Origin of the sequence: Hymenobacter terrenus, assembly GCF_000972495.1 — a bacterium.
GTDB classification, from domain to species: Bacteria; Bacteroidota; Bacteroidia; order Cytophagales; family Hymenobacteraceae; genus Hymenobacter; species Hymenobacter terrenus.
Map to the genome: position 1 here is coordinate 64,196 of NZ_LATM01000011.1, position 21,105 is coordinate 85,300.

A 21,105-nucleotide genomic window follows, 5' to 3' on the forward strand; every position below is an offset into this window, starting at 1 on the left:
GTTTGGGAGGAAGAGGCACTACTCTACCGTAAACCAAAGTATAAATTCTTACTGCTACGGAGCAGAATTTCTTTGGCAGCTTACACGCAGGCTTGCGCCGCTAGCTGGATACTCCCACACGAAGCGGCCATTGTTATCCTGACAGTAGCTGTACGAGTTAGGATGGCGCCCGCTACCTTCGCGGCGGTACTTTTTCCTTCATTCGCTTCTCCGGCGCCCCCATGCACGTCATCCGCGACCCGGCCCAGTTTCCTTTTCTATCCAATGCCGTCGTTACGAGCGGCACCTTTGATGGCGTCCACATCGGGCATCAGCGCATTTTGGCGCGGCTACACGAAGTAGCCCAGGCCAGCGGCGGGCCGTCGGTGGTTATCACGTACTGGCCGCACCCGCGGCTGGTGCTCGGCCCGCCGCCCTCCCATCCCGAGCTGCTGGAGTTACAACTACTCAACACCTTGGAAGAGCGGATTGAGAAGCTCACCTGGTTCGGGGTCGATTACTTGCTCATTGTGCCCTTTACCAAGGAGTTTGCGCAGTGGACTTCGGAAGAATACATCCAGAATCTGCTGCTGAAAACCGTCGGGGCCCGGCAGTTGGTCATTGGCTACGACCACCGGTTTGGCAAAAACCGCGAGGGTGGTTTCGACTACCTCAGCCAGCACGCCGGCCGCTACGGCCTGACCGTAGAAGAAATTCCGCGTGAGGATGTGGATGCTGTGGGCGTCAGCAGCACCCGCATCCGTCAGGCCCTGCGCCAGGGCGACATCGCGACAGCCAACCGCTACCTTGGCTACCTCTATCCGCTCACAGGCACGGTGGTGCACGGCCAGAAGCTTGGCCGCACCATCGGCTACCCCACCGCCAACCTAGCCCCCATCGAGCCGCTCAAACTGGTGCCGGCGCGGGGCATCTATGCAGTGTGGGCTACTACAGCGGCAGGCACCCGGCACATGGCCATGCTCAGCATTGGCGTGCGGCCCACCATTGGGAATGATTTGGCGCAGACTATTGAGGTGAATTTGCTGGATTTCAGTGGTGATTTATACGACCATCTGTTGACCCTGGAATTTGTAGCTTGGCTACGGGCTGAAGAAAAATACGATGGATTGGACGCGCTAAAGGCCCAATTAGCGTTGGATGCGGAGAATACGAGGGCGGCATTGGCCTAACTCGCTTTTACCCCATATTATCCGATTCATAATGAGCAAATTAAAATTATTTCTATTATCCTGCTGCTGGCTAGGGGTCCTGGGCGCGGCGCAGGCCCAGGGCAAGCTCAAAGGCGTGGTGCTGGACTCCGTAACGCGAGAGCCCCTGGCATTTGCTAGTGTGTTTCTGGCCAATACCACGCTGGGAGCCACGACGACTGAGCAGGGGCAGTTTGAGTTTCCGCGCGTGCCGGCGGGCACCTACGACGTAGTGGGCTCCTACGTGGGCTACCGCTTGGCCAAGCAGTCCATCACCGTGGGCCCGACGCCCCAGCAAGTGACGCTGCAACTAGCCCCGACGGGCAACCAACTAGGGGAAGTAGTGGTGAAGCCCGCTCCCAACAAGCCGGAAGAATACCAGAAGTTCACCAAGCTGTTTCTGGGCGGAACCGCGTTTTCGGAGCAGTGCCACATCAGCAACCCCGAGCAGGTGCGCGTACTCTACGACGACTCGACCAAGGAGCTAACGGCCCGGGCCAAAGAGTTTGCCCAAATCGACAATGACGCCCTGGGTTATCGCCTGAAATATTACGGGCTGGACTTTTCTCACAACGACGAGGACCAGTCGCTTGCCTATTACGGCCAGCCCGTGTTCGAGGAAATGACCCCGCGCGATGAGCGCCAGCGGAAGCAGTGGGCCGCCAACCGCGCCGCAGCATACAAGGGCTCGTTTATGCATTTTCTGCGTAGCGTGTACAACAACCGGCTACAGGCCGAGGGCTTCCTGGCCCAGCAGGTGCGCGTGGTGCGCAACCCGCACTTCGAGCGCGCAGACAGCCTCCGCCGCACTATGCTGGAGGCTCGCCCCAATGGCCCGTTTACCAGGGCCGAACGCGACTCACTGACCTATTGGACTCGCCAGGTGCCAGTTACCGCCACACTCCTTCCCACCGCCCGGCCCATCGACAGCCTGCGCCGGGTCTCGCCCGACGGGCAGCATACATTTTTGCGCTTCACGGGCGAATTACAAGTGGCTTATTTTGGTGAGGCGCCCGACCCGCGCTACAAGCGGGCGATGTCGCCGCTGGGCGCGTCCGCCACGCCCTACCCCAGCAAGCGGCAAGTGTCGCGGCTGAAGCTGCAAGGCCGCGAGGCCGAGATTCAGGCCAACGGCTCGCTGCTCAACCCGTTGGAAGTGTACAACGGCGAATATTGGGGCTTTGAGAGAATTGGTGAATTTTTACCCGTCGATTACGTCCCCCCACCCACTGCTGCCGCTCCTGCTAAGCCATGATAGATAAAACCGTTTCCAACGCCCAGGAAGCCCTCCAAGGCATCGCTGATGGCATGACCCTGATGCTCGGCGGCTTTGGCCTCTGCGGCATCCCCGAAAACTCCATTCAGGAGCTGCTACGCCTCGGCGTGAAAAACCTGACCTGCATCTCGAACAACGCCGGCGTTGATGATTTCGGCATTGGCCTGCTGCTGCAAACCAAGCAGGTGAAGAAGATGATTTCGAGCTACGTGGGTGAGAATGCGGAGTTTGAACGCCAACTCCTCAGCGGCGAGCTGGAGGTAGAACTCATTCCGCAGGGTACATTGGCCGAGCGCTGCCGGGCTGGTGGGGCGGGCATTCCGGCCTTTTTCACGCCCGCCGGCTACGGCACCGAAGTGGGCGAAGGCAAGGAAAGCCGCGAGTTCAACGGCAAAATGTATCTGCTGGAAACTGCTTTGCATGCCGATTTTGCCTTCGTGAAAGCCTGGAAAGGCGACACAGCCGGCAACCTGATTTATAAAGGCACGGCCCGCAACTTCAACCCAATGATGGCCACAGCCGGCAAAATCACGGTGGCTGAAGTCGAAGAACTAGTGCCCGCCGGCGAGCTCGACCCTAATCAGATTCATACGCCGGGCATTTTCGTGCAGCGCATTTATCAGGGCGAGCGGTACGAAAAGCGCATCGAGCAACGGACGGTATCACGGATTTAGCCAGATTTCTTAGATTTCTCGGATTCTTTCTTCACCTGTTTTGGCTTGGGGAATGCTAGGGGTTAGGTTTTGAGTTGTTTTTTATGAAGGTCATGCTATGAGAAATTCTGTTTTCGCGTTCCTGCTGCTCGGCAGCTATGGTGCGATTGCGCAAGTAACGATGCCGGTGCGCAAGGCTCCGGTATCTGCAACTGCCGAGCCCGCCACCATCGACCCAGCCAGCGCACAGCCCATCGACAAGCTGCTACGGCAGTATACGGGGCCCAGCCTCGTGGCCGGAGCCATCGCACTGGTGATGCGTGACGGCAAAGTAGTGTACCGCCAAGCTTTTGGCCTTGATGACATGGAAGCCCACACTCCCCTGAAGACCAATGCCATTATGCGCATTGCCTCCCAAACCAAGGCTGTGACCAGCGTGGGCGTCATGATGCTTTATGACGAGGGAAAATTTCAGTTGGACGACCCGATTTCAAAGTATCTGCCGGCTTTCACTAATCCCAAGATACTGGCTACTTTCAACGAGAAGGACTCGACGTACACCACCGTACCGGCCAAGAGCGAAATCACCATCCGGCAGCTGCTTACGCATACTTCCGGCATCAGCTACCCGGTAATTGGTACGAAGGAGGCACGAGCTATTTATGCCAAAGCGCACATTCCGAGCGGCATTGGCACGCCTATGGGCACGCTGAGCAAGTCGATAGATGCGCTCGGAGCCCTCCCGCTCGTGCACGAGCCGGGTGAGAAATTTACTTATGGCCTTAGCGTTGATGTGCTGGGCCGGCTGATTGAGGTGCTGTCGGGCCAGTCGCTGGACCAGTACTTTCGCACCCGGATTTTTGAGCCGCTGGGCATGCGCGACACCTATTTTTACCTGCCCGCTACCAAGCAAGCGCGCCTGGCCCGCCTTTACACGGAATGGGACGCCAAAAAAACGGTACCCATGGCGCCGCGTGATGGCCTGACGCCAGACTACCCGAAGGCAGCCGGTACATACTTTTCGGGTGGCGCCGGCCTCTCATCTACCATCGACGACTATGCCGCTTTCCTGCAAATGATGCTCAACAATGGTACTTATAAGGGCCACAGCCTGCTCAAGCCTGCCACCGTCGCGCTGATGACCCAAAACCAGATTGGTGTCCTGAATCAGGGCGACCACAAATTTGGCCTCGGCTTCAGCATTACCATGCCCGAAAACGTGAAAGTGCCGGGCCTCTCAGCCGGCTCCTACGAGTGGGGCGGCATCTTCGGCACCACGTACTGGATCGACCCCAAGGAGAAGCTGGTAGCGTTGATATACACGCAGAAATACCCCAGCGTTACCAGCCGCCATTTGGCCGATGAGTTTAAAACCGCAGTTTATCAGTCTTTTGTACCCAGCCAGCAAGCCCTGGCTCCGGCAGCCGTCACTAAGTAGCCCGGCGCCTGTTTCTCCCTACCTCCCACCCCAAAAATCCGCGTAATCCGACCCATCCGTCGAATCCGTGGTTCAGACAATTATGCTTGACAAACACGGCATTGCCAAAAGAATAGCCCAGGAAGTAAAGGATGGCTCCTACGTCAACCTCGGCATCGGCATTCCCACGCTGGTAGCTAACTACATCCCAGCCGGCATCAACGTTGAATTACAGTCCGAAAACGGCCTGCTCGGCATGGGCCCCTTCCCTACCGAAGACCAAGTTGACCCTGACCTTATCAACGCCGGCAAGCAGACCGTGACCACACTGCCAGGCTCCAGCATCTTCTCTTCGGCTGATTCGTTCGGCATGATTCGCGGCGAGCACGTAGACCTCACCATTCTCGGCGCTATGGAAGTATCGGAGCGCGGCGACATTGCCAACTGGAAAATCCCCGGCAAAATGGTGAAGGGCATGGGCGGTGCCATGGACTTGGTGGCATCTGCCAAAAACATTATCGTGGCTATGCAGCACGTGGCCAAAGACGGTTCTTCCAAACTGTTGACTGACTGCACACTGCCCATCACCGGCCTGCGCTGCGTGAAAAAAATCGTGACTGAGTTGGCCGTCCTCGATGTGACGCCCGACGGTTTCGTGCTGCGCGAGCGGGCGCCCGGCGTGAGCGTGGAACAGATTGAAGCGGCCACCGCCGGCAAACTAGTGGTGCCCGAGGGCGAAGTGCCGGAGATGACGATTTAAGGATGTAGGAACAAAGCCCGAGGCCGTATCTTCGTCGCCCCTCATTAGCACGATTTTATGCGCCGACTCCTACCCTTTTTTCTGCTGACAACCGTTTCGGGCTGGGCCCAACCCACCTCACCCGTCATCGACCGAACCGACATGCCGGCACCCAGCGCCTCGGCTCCTGTCGACACGCTGCGGCTGAGCATAGCCAGCCCGGTGCTACCCACTGCGGCTACGCCCCTCACCCAGCGCGGCGCCAACCAGACCTGGAACTACACCAGCCTGGTACCGGTGAGCCAACGCGTGGAGCAGTTTGTGCAGGTGAGTTCCTTTGCCGCCACAGCCCCTCTTTACTCGCTCACTTTTGGCGTTTTTGGCGGTGTGAACCGGGCCACCACCGCCTCACCGCAGTCACTGCCCCTGGCGCTGCCCTCCGGCGTGCCGCTCACGCTGACCGATACCTACCAATTTTATAATACCTCGGGCGCGACGGCGGCCACGCAGGACTTCCGCTCGGTGGGCTTTGGCGGCTCGCTAGCGGGCAACGCCGTGCCCGTCACCTACGCCAGCCAAGCACAACAGGACATAATCTACCGCTTTCCGCTGAGTTTCGCTAGCCAAGCCGATTCCAGCGAGTCGTTTTTTGCCACACCGACGGCCCTGGCCACCGTGGCTTACCTCAGCCAGGAGCGCAAACGGGTGAACCGCGTTGACGCCTGGGGCACCCTTACTACCCCATTCGGCACGTTCAACACCGTGCGGGTAGTGAGCAAATTGATTGACCACGACAGCGTCGCGTTCGGCGGCACGCCTGGCTTTGGCTTCGACCTGCCCGTGACCCGCGAGTACAAATGGCTGGCCAAAGGGCAGCGCGTGCCGGTACTCACCATCATCACGCAAGAAGTGCTGGGCAGCGAAACCATCAGCGGTGTGCAATACCGCGACAGCTACCGCCGTATTGTGCAACTGGCTACCCGCGATGCGGTCACCCAGGCCGTGCTGACTGCGTATCCTAACCCCTCGGCCGTAGGCAGCTCACTGGCACTTACGGTGCCGGCAAGCCGCGAACCACTCATGGTATCAGCCACCGACCTGGTGGGCCGGGAGTTGTTTCGGCGCAACTTCGGCAGCACCTTAGGCACGCTCATCTTGGATGCCGAAGCCTTTGGCAACTTCCGCGGCCTGGCCCTGCTGACGGTGACCACCAGCTACGGCACGGCTACATGCCGCGTAGTGCGGGAATAATTTTGGCATTATAAATTTCCTTCTATTAGAAAGTGAATCAACAGGTTCAAGATTGTGTGAGTTGGCTTTTGGGCAGCGCCAAGTGCTTGGCGGCACTATTGTAGCATGCCATAAATATTAATTACGACAATGTGAGAAAGGCACTTTTGCTCTTGCTGATATTGCAACTACCGGCTTGGGGCAGCCAGATTGCGGTTGACTTGAATTCAGAAAACCTGGTAAGTTGGAGTGTTTGGGAACTCAAAGGCACTACAGCACTACGATGCAGTTAAAATATTGGGTTGCGCTTGAATCCATTGACGACTTACCCAAGCGCATTGCCCTCACAGCCGCACACAAGTTTCAGCCACTAAACGAGATGCTCAAGCAGGAGTATCACTTGGTGAAGCTCTACCCCGGCCTCGATTACCTGCATCCAGGCGGCATATTAGACTCGGCGCACGCGGCAGGGACTGATACCTCGATTATTCGGCTGGATGCGGCCCGCCCTAGCGCCGTTGTGCTGGTGAGTCCAGATGTAGCTAGGCCCGGTTTTTCGCTCTACACCCTCTACATTGAGCAGGTCGGGGACGGCTATAACTACGATGAAGCCAAGCAACTGGTGCCCAATAAATTCTTTAGCCCTTCGATTGGCTTCATACCCGTCTTTCCCAAACAAGCAAAGTAGAAAGGTGGCTGCAGGTTATAAATTTATTGCACGCCCGCACCGTTCTGCCTGATTTTTCGTTTGATTACCCGTCGACCAAGTCTGTCGGCGTTTTTTTGCGGATAATTTTGAGGGGACCCTTCGGGCTAGCGGCCACCGCACCGCCTTCGCCTCGTTTTTCCAGCACTTTCGATTTCGACATTATATGGCCACTTCCTCCAACGGCAAAGCTACCTCTGCTGCCTCCTCCAACGGCAAAACCGCTACCAGCGGCTCCCACGCCAAAAAAGTGGGTAAGCCTGGTCCGGCATTAGCCCCGGTCGAGCGCCTCACTCCCACTGCCGTGCCGGCCCACAAGCTCGTACTGCGCACCCTCCGCCGCTCCGACTTCAAGGCCATCAAGGAAATTATGGATAAGGTATATTCCAACATGGAAGGTGCTTGGGCGGCCGATGAGTTCGCGGCACTGCTCCGTAAGTTTCCCGATGGTCAGATCGGTATTGAAGACAACGGCCGTCTGGTGGCGGCAGCGCTAGCCATTATTGTGGATTACAGCAAGTTTGGCGACCGCCACACCTACGCCAAAATCACGGGCCATGGCAAGTTTGACACTCACGACGACGATGGCGACACGCTCTACGGCGTCGACGTATTCGTGGACCCCGAGTACCGCTCATTGCGTCTGGGCCGGCGCCTCTACGATGCCCGCAAAGAGCTGTGTGAGAACCTAAACCTGCGCGCCATGGTGGCTGGTGGCCGCATTCCCGGCTATGCGGCCTACGCCAACGAGATGACCCCGGCCAAGTACGTGGAGATGGTGCGCAACAAGGAGGTAGTTGACCCCATCCTCACCTTCCAGCTCTCCAACGAGTTTCACGTCCGCAAAATCATCCGCGGCTATTTGCCCTACGACTCCGAAAGCAAGGCCTACGCCACGCTGCTCGAATGGCTGAATGTGTACTACGAGGAGGAAGAAAAGCTCATTGGCAACCAGAAGAGCAACGTCCGTATCGGCATCGTACAGTGGCAGATGCGTGCCACTCGGAGCTTGGAAGATTTACTCCAGCAGATTGAGTTTTTTGTGGACACAGTCTCTGGCTATAAATCTGACTGCGTGCTGTTTCCCGAGTTCTTCAACGCGCCGCTCATGGCACTGACCAATGAGGACTCGCCATCGGTGGCCATCCGGGCCATGGCGGCTTTCACCGAGCCCATCAAGGCTAAGATGATGGAGCTGGCGGTGAGCTACAACATCAACATCGTGGCCGGCTCGATGCCGGTGTACGAGGACGGCAAATTGCACAATGTAGCCTACCTCTGCCGCCGCGATGGCACCGTGGACGAGCAGTACAAGCTGCACGTGACTCCCGACGAGGCCAGCTACTGGGGTATGCGCGGCGGCGATAAACTCAAGTGCTTCGACACGGACTTTGGTAAAATCGGTATACTGGTGTGCTACGACGTCGAGTTCCCTGAGCTGGCCCGCATGCTGAGCGATGAAGGCGTGAAAATTCTCTTTGTGCCTTTCTGGACCGACACCAAAAATGCCTACCAGCGCGTGCGTATCTGCGCCCAGGCCCGCGCCATCGAAAACGAATGCTATGTGGCCATCACCGGCTCGGTGGGCAACTTGCCGCGGGTCGAGAACATGGACATTCAATACTCGCAAAGCGCCGTGTTCAGCCCGTCAGATTTCGCCTTTCCGCACGACGCCATCGTGGCCGAAGCCACGCCGAACACAGAGATGACTCTCATTGCCGACCTGGATCTGGACCTACTCAAAGACCTGAATACCAGTGGAGCCGTGCGTAACCTACGTGACCGCCGCAAGGACCTGTACTCGTTGAGTTGGTCAATCAAAAAATCCGACCGCGACGACGACTTGCTCGAGCAAGGTGCCGAGCGCCTGCCCCGCACCAGTCGCCGCAAAGCTGTAGCCGCTGGTTAATTTGGCGCCGCCTGCCGACCAAGCTAATCAACATTAAAAAAAGCCCCTTCCGAGGGGCTTTTTTGTTGCATTGGGAACAGCTGACTTCTGCGTCAACGCACAAAACGGCTTCATTTATCCGTTATCCGTGTACTTCGCCTGCCGGAGACAGAAGTTTGTAGTACACTGCCGTCGCCTCCAATTGGCCAGCAACATTTTTGACGTAGGCTGGTATCAATCCCACTAGGTTAAACTGCAAGCTCTGGTATAGTGGCTCCGCAGTGTCGCCGTGGCGCGTATCCAGCACTAGGGTCGTGCGTCCCAGTTCCCGGGCCTTTTCTTCCATAGCCAGCATTAACTGCCGGGCAATGCCTTGGCGGCGCGCCTGCGTATGCACCAGCATTTTGGCTACTTCGGCCCGATGCAGGGCGTTGGGTTTTGTAGCAAGGTCCAATTGAACGGTGCCTAGGATGGCGTCTTCGGTATGACGCTGGGCAATAAGCAAAGTTCGGCGCCCGGCATCTACTTCTTCGGCCACGCTCATCCAATACTGTTTTGCTTCGGCAAGTGCTAATGGAGGCAAAAAGCCAATCGAAGCGCCCGAGTCGACGGCGTCTTGCAACAAAGCTGATAATTGGGGTACCAAACGGTGAGCCTCGCCCCCGCTAAGCACTGAAATGGCAACATTCATTTTAATCGGTGGTTGATCGGTAACACAAAGCAAAATCTAAAGTAGCGTAAACTGCGAATTGCCCTAGCCGGGAGTCTCTTTTGTGCGTAAACTGCGGCCCCGTTTTCCTCTTTCAAGTACCTTCTTCCCTACTCACCTTAAAAAAAACATGCGCGTTTTCATTACCGGAGCCAATCGCGGCCTGGGCCTCGAACTTACCCGCCAGTACCTTGAGCGCGGCGACCAGGTATTCGCTGCCAGCCGCCAGCCCGAGCAAGCCACTGATTTGCAGCAGCTACAAAGTCAGTACGCCGACCGCCTCACACTACTGCCCCTGGACGTGACCAGTGCCGAATCTATCGCGGCGGTCACCCAAGCCGTCAGTGCCGCTACCGACGGCCTCGACGTGCTTGTCAACAATGCCGGAGTGTATCCACACGCGGGCTCTGGCGATGCGCACCAGCGCTTGGGCCAGCTCACCCACGACGATGCCATTGAAACGATGCTGGTAAATGCCATTGGGCCGCTGCTGGTATCGCAGGCACTGCTGCCGCTGCTTCGCAATGGCAACAAGAGCCGCATTCTCAGCATTTCCTCTGGCCAGGGCTCCCTCACCTGGAAGGCTACCGGCGACCCTTACCACTACAGCGCCAGCAAGGCCGCCCTGAACATGTACATGCGCAGCTTGGCCGCCGAAATTGGCACCTACGGCCTGATTTCGGTGATAGTAGACCCGGGATGGATGCGCACCGAAATGGGTGGCGACCACGCCACTCAGGAGCCCGCTGACTCGGCCCGGGGCATCATCCGCTTAGCCGAACAGTTGCACGCTGAGGAAAACGGCAGCTTTGTGACTTGGCAGGGTCAACCCGTACCGTGGTAAAAAATTGCGACTTGAGGAGGTGACTTTCAAACGGGTTACTCTCCTGAATCAAGGCAAAAATCTATTTATAGGCAGGCCCGTCCGGTTGAGTAATCAGCGGACGGGCCTACTTTTTCCCTGCTTTGAGGAGACATTTCCTTGAAGTCTTAGGAACAGTTATACCAATTATACATTGACGGTCTTCGTAACTTGAGGCAACCTACACTGCTGAACGGACACCCCCATTGATGGCTTAAGCAACACGCTGCCATTTTTTGCCTCCAAATTAGAAGAGAAAGCTCTTCGCGGCAGCTATTGAATTCAAACCGGCGGGTTTCAGCAAAGATCTACTTGAGGATAATGAATGACAATCTAAAGCTTTGTACGAAGAGCAAGGACTAAGTGGTCATGATAATTTTTTCACAAAAATCAGGTTTTAGCAATAAATCAGATTCTAAAACCCCTTATTCACGACATTTTTATTAAAAATAAAGTGTGCGGTTACGAAAATTTCATCTGTATATTGGGCAATCAACCGAACTATTTCTCAACTAAAAAGCAAACCCATGAGAAGATTTTTAATGTTATTTTTTGTTGTGGTTTCGGCGTTTATGGCGCACGACCTGCGGGCTCAGGACCGGACGGTTTCCGGTACCGTGGTGGGCTCCGATGGCGGCGCCCTCCCGGGCGTGACCGTGCTCGTGAAGGGCACTACCATAGGTACTTCGACCGGCGCAGATGGCAAGTTTTCCATAGCTGCCCCCTCAACGGCCACCACGCTGGCGTTTTCCTACGTGGGCTACGCCTCCCAGGAAGTAGCCATTGGCGATAAGTCATCTTTTAATATCAGCTTGGCTGCCGACACCAAAGGCCTCGATGAGGTGGTGGTGGTGGGCTACGGCACGCAGTCGCGCCGCGACCTGACGGGCAACGTGGCCTCCATCAGTGGCAAGGAAATTTCCACGACACCCATTCAAAGCTTCGACCAAGCCTTACAGGGTCGGGCCTCAGGCGTGAATATCACCACTCCCAACGGGGTGCTGAATAACCCACCGGTTATCCGCATTCGCGGGGTCAACTCCATTACACTCAGCACATCGCCGCTTTTCGTAATCGATGGCATTCCTGCGTTCAGCGGCAATACCTCGGCAGTGGGTAGCGTGCCGAATAACCCGCTGAGTAACGTCAACCCCTCCGACATTGAAAGCATTGAAGTACTAAAAGATGCCTCGGCCACGGCCATTTACGGTTCGCGGGCGGCAGGTGGCGTCATTCTCGTGACCACCAAAAAGGGCAAAAAAGGCCAAAGCCGGGTGTCGGTAGAATCGTGGGCGGGCTGGAGCCAGCCGGTACGACTATTCGACGTGCTCAACGCCGAGCAGTATATCAACATCAAGAACGAGTCCGTGCGCAACCTGAACGCCAACCGCATTGCGTTGGGTCAACCCGGTAACAACGTGGAAGGATTCCGGCCGACGTTGGACGCCAATGGCAACCCAGTCGACGTCGATTGGTACGACTACGTTTACCGCACGGGCTTTTCGACTTCCAACACCCTAAATTTTTCGGGCGGCACCGAAAAAACCAATTACTACACGTCGGTGGGCTACACCAACCAAAAAGGCATGTTGGAGGAAAACGAATTCCGGCGCATTTCGGCGCGGCTCAACCTCGACCACAAGCTGTTTAAGAATGTCACGCTCGGCACCCGGGTAGGCTATTCTAATAGTTATAACAAGTCTCCTAACTCGGGTTCGACAGCCGATGGTGCTTTCGGAACCGGTGGCCTGGGCCGCTTACCGCTGGTGTTGCCGCCTAACGTGCCCGCTCGTAATCCTGATGGAACTTATAACACCAGCGGGGCCGGCATTGGGCCAGGCGCTAATTTGGAGCCCACGTCGACGACGGGCGCAGCGCTGGGCGCTAACTTTTACAACCCGCTGGTGGACCTGGAGAACAACTACTTCACCTCCGATGGCAACGAGATTCAGGGCAGCGTGTATGCCAGTTGGGAAATTCTAAAGGGCCTGACGGTGCGTACCACTTACGGTATCAACAACATTCTGTTTGAGGACAAGTCCTTCAACACCGCCATTGGCGGCGATGGTTTTGCCACAGTGGGCGGAGCCTCTAATTATAACCGAACCAACAAGAGGTGGAACTGGCAAAACACGGCCCAGTACGACCGCACCATCGGCGAAAAGCATAACCTTTCGCTGCTGGTGGGCAACGAGCAGCAGCACACTAGCATTGAGCGTTGGGGCGCTACCCGCACCGGTGTGGCCGACCCTTTCATCACCAACTACCAGGGCGCTTATGTCAATATATCCGCGCCTACTACTACCCTGGGTGCCAACCTTCAAAGCGAAAATTACCTGCTCTCCTATTTCGGCCGACTAAACTACGATTTTAGCAAAAAGTATTTGGCTTCCATCAACTTCCGGCGCGACGGCTACTCAGCCTGGGCCGAAAAATGGGGTAATTTCTACGGCGCTTCGTTGGGCTACATCGTGTCAGAAGAAGATTTCTGGAAGAATGCGCCCTTCGCTGGCACCGTCAACTTTTTGAAATTCACGGGCAGTTACGGTGAGGTGGGCAACAGCCAAGGAGTCGACGACTTTGCCTCGCTCTTCACCTACGAAAACAATTACTACGGCGACAATGCCACGCTCTACTACAGCAGCCCGGGCAGTCCGCGTCTCACGTGGGAAACCAGCAAGAAAACCGACTTTGGTGTCACCTTCGGCTTGTTCAACGACCGGATTACGGGCGACCTGTCCTACTACCGCAACCTGGTAGACGGCCTGATTCTGCGCGTGCCCCAGGCGCCTTCCAAAGGCATCCCCGGCGTTGGGGCTACGCCAACCGACGTGGCCAACATCAACAACAACGCGTACTTGGCTAACGTGGGCTCGATGCGCAATACCGGCATTGAGCTAAATTTGCGGGCCACCGCCATCCAAACTCCCAATTTCACTTGGACAGTGAGCGGCAACTACACGACGCTCAAAAACCGGGTGTTGAATCTGGCTACCGAAGGCCAGCGCATCGGCACCCCCACGCAGCTCGAAACGGTGAACTACACCGAAGTGGGCCGCTCAGTAGGCGAACTGCTGGCCGTGCCTTCGCTGGGCATAAATCCGGACAACGGCCGGCGCATTGTGCAGAAAGCCGACGGGACGGTGGCCCAGTACAACCACTCGGGAGGCGGCTGGACGAACCGCGACACCGGCCTCCCCACCGCCGCACCCAACCAGTTGGTAGACGGCCGCTACTACGGCCCGACGCTGCCCAAATGGTACGGCGGCTTCGACAACACGTTCCAGTACCGGAGCTTCGACTTGGGCGTGTTCGTTCAGTTTTCGGGCGGCAACTACATCTACAACGGCACCAAGGCTGGCTTGCACGACATGCGCTTTTGGAACAACGACGTGGACATTCTGGACCGCTGGACGGAATCGAACAAAAGCGGTTCCTGGCCGCGGGTGGTGTACGGCGACAACGTATCGAACGGGTCGGCGCTGGTTTTGTCCTCCAACGTCGAGAAAGGCGATTTTGCCCGCCTGCGCAACGTCACGCTGGGCTACAATGTGAAACCCGCCATCCTAACGCCCTACAACATCGCCAGCGTGCGCGTGTATGCCCAAGTGCAAAACGCCGCCCTGCTCACCAACTACTCGGGTATCGACCCGGAAATTTCCACCAACTCGGGCACCAACGCCAACACCGGTGCGGGCGTCGACCGCAACTCCGTGGGCCAGGCCCGCACGTTCACGGTGGGTCTCAACGTAGGTTTCTAAACACGACAGTCAGATGAAATCATCCATAAAAAGACTATTTGCGGTGGGGCTTTGCACCATTACCTTGGCAGTGGGAACTTTCTCTTGCCAAAAAGACAGGTTGGACCCCGTTCCTACCTTGCTCTATCCCCAAGAGGTGGTGTTCGACACCCCCGCTCGCGTGCTTCTGCAAGTCAACAGCCTGTATTCCTACGTGAAGTCGGGTGCCTTTTTGGGCGGACGCTATCAGATTTATGGCGACATACGGGCCAACGACTTCCTGAACTTGCGCAACAACGGAGTGACCGGCTTAGCGGTGTGGAACCACCTCTCACTGACCGAACAGTCGCAAAACGACGTAGTCAACACGTGGGTGGCGGGCTATCTGGCCATCAACCAGATTAACTTGTTTTTAGCTGGTATGGATGCCAATGCCAGTAAATTCGTACCCCCGATTTTTCCCCCTAACCCTACCAGCCCGGTCAATTTCGCGACCGTCACGGCAGTCCAATACAAGGCGGAAGCGCGGTTTTTGCGAGCCCTGACTTATTACTCTCTGTTGCAATTGTACGCCCGCCCCTATATCGATGGCAACGGCAGCAAACCCGGCCTGCCCCTGCGCTTGAAAGCCGAAACTGACGACACCAACAACGATTTGGCCCGCAGCACGGTGGCAGAGGTATATGCTCAGATTCTGGACGACCTCAGCTTTGCGGAACAAAATCTACCGCTCGTTTACACCGTTTCGGCCACTAATCTTACTCCTAACCCCACGCTCAACACCACAAGAGCTCATCGCAATACCGCTATTGCGTTGAAAACACGGGTGTACTTGACCATGGGCCGGTACGAAGATGTCATTCGTGAGGCCAATAAAATAGTGCCAGCCACTGGCCCATTTCAGGCATCGACTGGCGTACCGAACGCGTTGAATGCATCCATAACCGCAGTGTTTGCGGCCCCACAGGAAACCTCCGAAAGCATCCTGAGCTTCCCCTTCAGCGCTCAGAACCCTCCTGGTACTCAGAATCAGTTGGCTTTTTATTATCGCCCCACCCCAACAGGGAACGGCGAATACTCGCTGAATTCCGGTGCCGGTGGAATTCTTATGAATCCCGGCTTCCTGACCAATGACGTGCGGCGCACCAGCCTTATTACCCAATCGGGCAGTACCTCCTACTTAAATAAGTATCCCAACGGCGCGCCCTACCTCGACAAAGCCCCGGCTATTCGGTACGCAGAGGTTATGCTGAGCTTGGCCGAAGCCCGTTTCCGTACCGTTGGCCCGGCCGACCCGCAGGCCCTGGCCTTGCTGAATGCGGTGCGCGTGCGGTCTACTTCAGCAGCGGCGACTTACGCTGCCTTTGCCTCAACGACGGATGCCGTGAACGCCGTGTTGCTGGAGCGCCGCATTGAGTTCCTCGGCGAAGGCATTCGCAACATCGACATCATGCGCCTCAACGCCCCCATTCCAGGCAAAGGGACCGTGAGCGCCGTCAACCCCACCGACGTGCTGTATGTATGGCCCATCCCGGCCCCCGAGTTGGCAGCGAATAGGCTGATGGTACGCAATTAGTTGGAGTTCGTGTAAAGTCCTCCGCCTCAACGGGCGGTTACAAAAAGGTCCGCTGAAACTCAGCGGGCCTTTTTCATGATCCTCGCCGACGATCAGGTGCTCAACTCAAATTGAAGCTGTTTGAGGTAATTAGATTTTTTGTTAAAACGGCCCTGCTTCGACCAGCGCAGCAGGGCCGTTGTCAGTTTAGAAGTATCGAACTTGGTTTCGGTGATGAGACATTCGGGCAGGACGCGGCGTTTCGCCACACCCATTCAAGCTCTTGCCTTGCGCTGGGGCGAGCAGGCCCACCACTTGTCCGTCGTGGTTGAGCTTTCGGTGTGGCCTTGGGCGGCAGCTTGGTACTCGCCCAGGCCACCGTCCGCCGCGCCTCGCTTGCCAGGCTCGCCCCACCCCTGGGATTGGCTGCGGGTCTTCGTTGGGTCTTTCTTGCCCGCCTGGCAGGCCGCATAGAGCGCGGCAATCCGGGGCGGGGCGAGGGCCGGACTATCAGCAGCCACTGCCGCGCCTAACGCTGGCCCGGGCACCCCATGCTCCCGCACGGCCGGGGCCACGTAGGGCGTGGATCTCCCCCGCTCCCAATGCCAGCCGTCTCGGAGAGGGCGCAATGATTCACGTAGGAACCCAGGTGCTCATTCCCCGACTCAAAATTCTCCTGGTAACCCACGCAGTAGGCGGCGTGGAAGGTGAGCGTCTTGCCGGCGATGCCGTCATCGGATACCACGAGCGGGGCGGACAGACGCTTGAATGGGTCCCCACCCCAGGTGAGCAGCAGGCTATGGTCCGGTACGTCGGCCAGCGCGTAGAGCAGGCCCCACATCACGTTGCCAATGACCTGGCCCCGCTGGTCGGTGGCCTAGATAGCCTCGTATCGGAAGCGGAGGAGGGGGATGAGGTAACCAGCTACATGCAGCTCCGCATGAATAGACGCCATGTAAAGAAGCAGTGAAATAGAGAGGCAACAAAGCGAGGGCGTAGCGCACGAACTGGCCTAGGGGCGTTTCGCGCCGGGCATCGCTCAACGAATGTGAGTCGGCGGGGGCTGGTAAAGGGGGAGCCCCTACAGGAGGAACTGCGGGTTCCCACGCACACCGGCCGGGCCGATAGCCAAATCGCCGCCCGAAGGGGGTTCGAAAAACACTAGCAAAAAAAATGAACCCTCCTCTTATCGGGGTTCAAAAAAAGTTTTTCTTATTTTTGAACCCCCTCCCCTGCCTCCCGATGCCCGAGCTTCCCTACGCCCCCGACGAGCGGCTGACCGCCACCCGCGCCCACTTCGGCCTGAGCCAGCGCGAGGCAGCCCACTTGCTGGGCACTACCCAAGGCCGCCTCAATGATGCCGAGGCCGGCCGCCGCCGCCTGCCCTACGCGGCCAGCCTGCGCCTGCGGGCCTTGTACGCGCTGACGCTGGCCGCCCCCGCCGGGCCACCAGAGCCCGCCCCCGAAGAGGCCCACGACCTGGGCCGGGCCCACGGCCGGCTCGCCGCCTGCCGCTACGCCGCCGCCCGCCTGGCCTACCGCCTCACCACGCTGCTGCCCGCCCGCGCCGCCCCGGCCCGGCAGCGGCTGGCTGCCGCCGCCACCGTGCCCGCCGCCCTGGCCCCGGCCGATGTCACCGACCCACTGCCCCTCGCCCGCCTCGGGGCCCAACGCGCCCAGTGGGCCGTGTTGCTCAGCCAGGCCCGGCAGGAGCTGCTCGGCACCAGCGGCCGGGCCCCCACGCTGCTGGCCCAGGCCCGCCTGGCCGGCCTGCGCGCCGAAGCCGCCGTGCTGGCCGCCGCTCTCGAAGCTCAGGAGCCGGCCGACCCGGAAAGTTCGCTGGGGGACACGATGATATAAGGAAGCTGTTTAAGTAGTGTGGTCGTGCCCGTAGCGCAGACTTTTAGTCCGCGTCCGAGCACGAGTTACTGGCGCAGGGACGCGGACTAAAAGTCCGCGCTACAACCTGAAATCCGCTGTAAACTGCATTTCAACAGCACCTTGAGCGGAGTCGGTGTCCCGTAGCGCGAACTTTGTAGTTCGCGTCCCAGCGCCGTTCGGGCACACGAACTACAAAGTTCGCGCTACTATTAGCTATACACTGCTGCCGAAACTGCTCTAAAGGTGCAGGTACTGGTGGAATAGTGGCCAACCATGGCAGATTAAAATCATATTAAAATCAATCTAAACCCGCCAAAAGCTCGTAACTGAGGTGCTTCTATTTTTCATTTTTTCTCCACAACTCTCTTTATGCGACAGAATTCTACTTCCTTCCGATTGGCTGCCGCAGCTGGCCTGCTTATACTGGGCACGCAGGCTGCTCAGGCTCAGACAGTATACGGACTCTCCGTTGCCAGCCCTACCGTGGTAAACTTAGTTACATTTAGCGCGGCTACTCCGGGCACCTTCACGGCCACGGTGCCGCTTACCGGCTTAGGCGCCGGACAATCAATTGTAGGCATCGACACGCGGCCGAATACGGGCGAGCTGTTTGCGCTGGGATATAATCCTACTGGCACGCAGGCGCAGCTGTACAACGTCAACCGCACCACTGGTGTCCTCACGCCCATTGGCGCGGCCCTCACGCTGAATTTGGGTGCTACTCCTTCGCGCATTGGGTTTGATTTCAACCCCGCCGTAGACCGCATCCGGGTGACGAGTGCCGCCCGCACCAACTTCCGGCTCAACCCTAACAACGGAGCCTTGGCCGCCACCGATGCCACTTTGACTTACGCCGCGGGCGATGCTAACGCCAGCCAAACGCCCGGAGTTGGGTCTTCTGCCTACACCAATAGCTACATCGGCTCGACAGCAACCATCCTCTACAACTTGGACGAAGCCAACAGCCGCCTAGTAACGCAAATCCCGCCCAACGATGGCACTCAGAACACCGTGGGCGCTCTGGGCGTGGTCACTACCGGTGCCAACCAGGTCTCCGACCTGGATATTTACTTCAACCCCACTACTGGTACTAACGTGGCTTACATGACCAGTACTATTGTCTCCGGTGCCGCGGCCGCAACGTCCACCCTATACACGGTGAATCTGACCACTGGGGCCGCCACCGCGGTAGGGGCGCTGGGCACCGGCCCGCTGGTTGCCATTACGGACATTGCTTGTGCCATTGACCGCCCGACGACTCTGCCGGCCGTAACTGGCAACCTGGCCTACGCATTGGCCGGCGGCAACCTGCTGACCTTCGATACGGCGCTGCCCGGCAGCATCCGGACTTCCGTGGGCATCACCGGGGTCGATGCTACGCAGGCGCTGGTGGGCCTGGACATTCGGCCTGCTACCAACCGGCTGTACGCGCTGGGCTACAACGCGACGGCTCAGACCTATCAGCTTTACACCATCAACTCCACGACCGGGGTAGCCACAGCCGTGAACACTACGCCCATTGCCCTGGCATTGGGCACGGGCAAGGTCGGCTTCGACTTCAACCCCACCGTGGACCGTATCCGCGTAACGTCATCTAACCGGACCAACGTCCGCTTAATCCCTACTGACGGCACCATTGCCTTCACCGATACCCAGCTGGCCTACGCCTCCACCGACGCCAACAGCGCCGCTACGCCCAATATTGGAGCGGTGGCTTATACCAACAGCGTGGCAGGTACCACAGCCGCTACTACAACCCTCTACAATTACGACCTGAGCCTGAATATCCTGACCACCCAAAACCCGCCAAACGCTGGCACGCTAAACACCACGGGCGCTACGGGCATCACGGTGAATACCACTACGCCCAACGTGGACCTGGATATCTACTCCCCGGCTGCGGGCACCAACACGGCGTACCTGGTGGCTAACACAGGCGTCAGTGCCAACACCAGCCTGTACACGGTGAACCTGACCACCGGCGCCACCACGCTGGTGGGAGCCATCGGCAACGGCATCGCGGCCCGCGACATAACGGTAGCTGGCCCAACGGGCGTACCTACCGCAGCCCGCGAGCGGACCGACCTCGCTACAGGTTTCAGCCTCTACCCCAACCCTGCAACCAGCAGCACCCGCCTCGCTTTCACACTGGCCCGGGCCAGCCGTGTTGAGCTGGGTGTATTTGACACAATGGGCCGCCGTGTGACCACCCAGACTGCCGGGCTGCTACCCGCCGGCCCCCAGGCCCTGGCGTGGGAAAGCGCCAAGGTGAAAGCCGGCTTGTACGTCGTCCGCCTCACGGTAGATGGACAGACGGCCGCTACGCGTCAGGTTGTAGTTGAATAAGCTACCGAGTTCTTTTGTAAAAAGCCTCTCTGAGTATTCAGAGAGGCTTTTTTTGTTGCTCAGGCAAAGTTTCCTCGCCTGAGCAACAACCAACTACACCTGGTGAGCCAGGTAAGCATGGTCGCGCAGCACGGTTTGCAGGAAAGCCTCATCCTCTAAGTCGGTGTGGATGCCGGTGATGGATTTGACTTTATTGGCTACCTCGTTCAGTATCTCGTAGTTTTGTCGGGCGTGGGCTTGTTGCATCAGTTGGCGTATCAGGGCCACATCGTGGTCGGCGAGCAGCGCTGCTTGAGGGAATACTACCTGATAGCCTTCCAGGATACTGGGCGCGGCTAGCGGTGAGGCATGGCGGGTAACTGGGCGCAGCTTAAGTACAGTGGTGCCGGCAGCGATGTCGCCAAGACGCTGCCCACGGCCGTTGGCCGCAATGGTGACAACCGCGACCAAACCGGCAAACAGACCGGTATCGATGAGGCGCAACAGCCAGCGCAGCAGGTAGTCGCCCAGGCGTGGGGCGGTACCATCGAGGCGCATCACCTTGATGTCGCGGGCTTTTTTACCAATGCTCTGGCCGTTGAAAAATATCTCCGAAACCAGGTTGTAGAAGACATAAGGAACTGCAACGAGCAAAACCAATAGCCCCCCCGTAAGGCCACTGTTCAGTTTTAAGGCGCTAAATAGCAGCGCCCAGGCAATGGCCCAAGCGCCCAGCACCAGATTATCGAGCATGGCGGCCACGATGCGGTCGCCCAGGCTGGCGACTTCGTACTCAAGCGTGACGTTTTGGGCCGTGTGGACGCGGATGATGCTCATGGATACGGACAGGCGGTGAGGGTTCGGCCTCGAAAATAGGGCTCCATCGCTCGATTGTGGTCATTCCGACAAAAACTAACTTAGCTCAGCAGTTGGAGCG

The 21,105-nt window shown here is 57.9% G+C and carries 18 protein-coding genes; 13 read left to right on the forward strand and 5 right to left on the reverse strand.

Annotated features, from left to right (window positions below):
- The first annotated feature begins 221 nt into the window (after positions 1-221).
- From WX88_RS14765 to WX88_RS14800, 8 genes are all read left to right on the forward strand, one after another.
- Entirely contained in the window at positions 222-1,169 is a 948-nt protein-coding gene (locus WX88_RS14765) for a bifunctional riboflavin kinase/FAD synthetase (protein ID WP_046245162.1), read from the forward strand.
- 31 nt (positions 1,170-1,200) lie between these two features.
- A complete protein-coding gene (locus WX88_RS14770; RefSeq protein WP_046245163.1) occupies positions 1,201-2,442 on the forward strand; it encodes a carboxypeptidase-like regulatory domain-containing protein in 1,242 nt (413 codons plus the stop codon).
- Positions 2,439-3,137: a CoA transferase subunit A gene (locus WX88_RS14775; protein ID WP_046245164.1), complete on the forward strand. Its 699-nt coding sequence runs from the start codon at positions 2,439-2,441 to the stop codon at positions 3,135-3,137. The genes WX88_RS14770 and WX88_RS14775 overlap by 4 nt, the downstream gene beginning before the upstream one ends.
- Positions 3,138-3,234: 97 nt before the next feature.
- Positions 3,235-4,554, forward strand: a complete 1,320-nt coding sequence (locus WX88_RS14780) for a serine hydrolase domain-containing protein (protein WP_046245165.1) — start codon at positions 3,235-3,237, stop codon at positions 4,552-4,554.
- Positions 4,555-4,636: 82 nt separating this feature from the next.
- Positions 4,637-5,293 carry a CoA transferase subunit B gene (locus WX88_RS14785; RefSeq protein WP_046245166.1) on the forward strand — a complete coding sequence of 219 codons (657 nt, stop codon included), beginning with the start codon at positions 4,637-4,639 and terminating at the stop codon, positions 5,291-5,293.
- Between the two features lie 57 nt (positions 5,294-5,350).
- The gene (locus tag WX88_RS14790; protein WP_046245167.1) at positions 5,351-6,523 is read left to right on the forward strand and encodes a hypothetical protein; all 1,173 of its coding nucleotides are present in this window, start codon (positions 5,351-5,353) and stop codon (positions 6,521-6,523) included.
- Between the two features lie 262 nt (positions 6,524-6,785).
- Entirely contained in the window at positions 6,786-7,190 is a 405-nt protein-coding gene (locus WX88_RS14795) for a hypothetical protein (protein ID WP_046245168.1), read from the forward strand.
- A gap of 388 nt (positions 7,191-7,578) precedes the next feature.
- Positions 7,579-9,117, forward strand: coding sequence for a carbon-nitrogen hydrolase family protein (locus WX88_RS14800; protein WP_156176157.1), 1,539 nt, complete (start codon positions 7,579-7,581; stop codon positions 9,115-9,117).
- Between the two features lie 121 nt (positions 9,118-9,238).
- Here WX88_RS14800 and WX88_RS14805 read toward each other — a convergent pair whose 3' ends face one another.
- Positions 9,239-9,787 carry a GNAT family N-acetyltransferase gene (locus WX88_RS14805; protein WP_046245169.1) on the reverse strand — a complete coding sequence of 183 codons (549 nt, stop codon included), beginning with the start codon at positions 9,785-9,787 and terminating at the stop codon, positions 9,239-9,241.
- A 148-nt stretch (positions 9,788-9,935) separates the two neighbouring features.
- Here WX88_RS14805 and WX88_RS14810 point away from each other — a divergent pair, with 148 nt between their 5' ends.
- From WX88_RS14810 to WX88_RS14820, 3 genes are all read left to right on the forward strand, one after another.
- Positions 9,936-10,649 (forward strand): SDR family oxidoreductase, encoded by a 714-nt coding sequence (locus tag WX88_RS14810; RefSeq protein WP_046245170.1) that lies wholly within the window; start codon positions 9,936-9,938, stop codon positions 10,647-10,649.
- A gap of 545 nt (positions 10,650-11,194) precedes the next feature.
- Complete coding sequence (locus WX88_RS14815; RefSeq protein ID WP_046245171.1) at positions 11,195-14,428, forward strand: SusC/RagA family TonB-linked outer membrane protein; 3,234 nt, start codon at positions 11,195-11,197, stop codon at positions 14,426-14,428.
- Positions 14,429-14,546: 118 nt separating this feature from the next.
- Positions 14,547-15,983: a RagB/SusD family nutrient uptake outer membrane protein gene (locus WX88_RS14820; protein WP_231590714.1), complete on the forward strand. Its 1,437-nt coding sequence runs from the start codon at positions 14,547-14,549 to the stop codon at positions 15,981-15,983.
- 92 nt (positions 15,984-16,075) lie between these two features.
- On the opposite strand, the gene WX88_RS30085 is transcribed toward WX88_RS14820, so the two are convergent.
- From WX88_RS30085 to WX88_RS32120, 3 genes are read right to left on the reverse strand one after another with little or no spacing between them, the layout of a single operon-like run.
- Positions 16,076-16,231 carry a hypothetical protein gene (locus WX88_RS30085; protein WP_156176150.1) on the reverse strand — a complete coding sequence of 52 codons (156 nt, stop codon included), beginning with the start codon at positions 16,229-16,231 and terminating at the stop codon, positions 16,076-16,078.
- Positions 16,232-16,237: 6 nt separating this feature from the next.
- Positions 16,238-16,591 carry a hypothetical protein gene (locus WX88_RS14825; RefSeq protein WP_156176151.1) on the reverse strand — a complete coding sequence of 118 codons (354 nt, stop codon included), beginning with the start codon at positions 16,589-16,591 and terminating at the stop codon, positions 16,238-16,240.
- On the reverse strand, positions 16,492-16,803 hold the full coding sequence (locus WX88_RS32120) for a hypothetical protein (protein ID WP_197076801.1): 312 nt from the start codon (positions 16,801-16,803) through the stop codon (positions 16,492-16,494). Before WX88_RS32120 ends, WX88_RS14825 begins: the two co-directional genes overlap by 100 nt.
- 401 nt (positions 16,804-17,204) lie before the next feature.
- Here WX88_RS32120 and WX88_RS14835 point away from each other — a divergent pair, with 401 nt between their 5' ends.
- The gene (locus WX88_RS14835; protein WP_046245175.1) at positions 17,205-17,822 is read left to right on the forward strand and encodes a helix-turn-helix domain-containing protein; all 618 of its coding nucleotides are present in this window, start codon (positions 17,205-17,207) and stop codon (positions 17,820-17,822) included.
- A gap of 390 nt (positions 17,823-18,212) precedes the next feature.
- Complete coding sequence (locus tag WX88_RS14840) at positions 18,213-20,189, forward strand: DUF4394 domain-containing protein (protein ID WP_082116050.1); 1,977 nt, start codon at positions 18,213-18,215, stop codon at positions 20,187-20,189.
- A gap of 93 nt (positions 20,190-20,282) precedes the next feature.
- Here WX88_RS14840 and WX88_RS14845 read toward each other — a convergent pair whose 3' ends face one another.
- Positions 20,283-21,005, reverse strand: coding sequence for an RDD family protein (locus WX88_RS14845; protein WP_046245176.1), 723 nt, complete (start codon positions 21,003-21,005; stop codon positions 20,283-20,285).
- Positions 21,006-21,105: the final 100 nt, after the last annotated feature.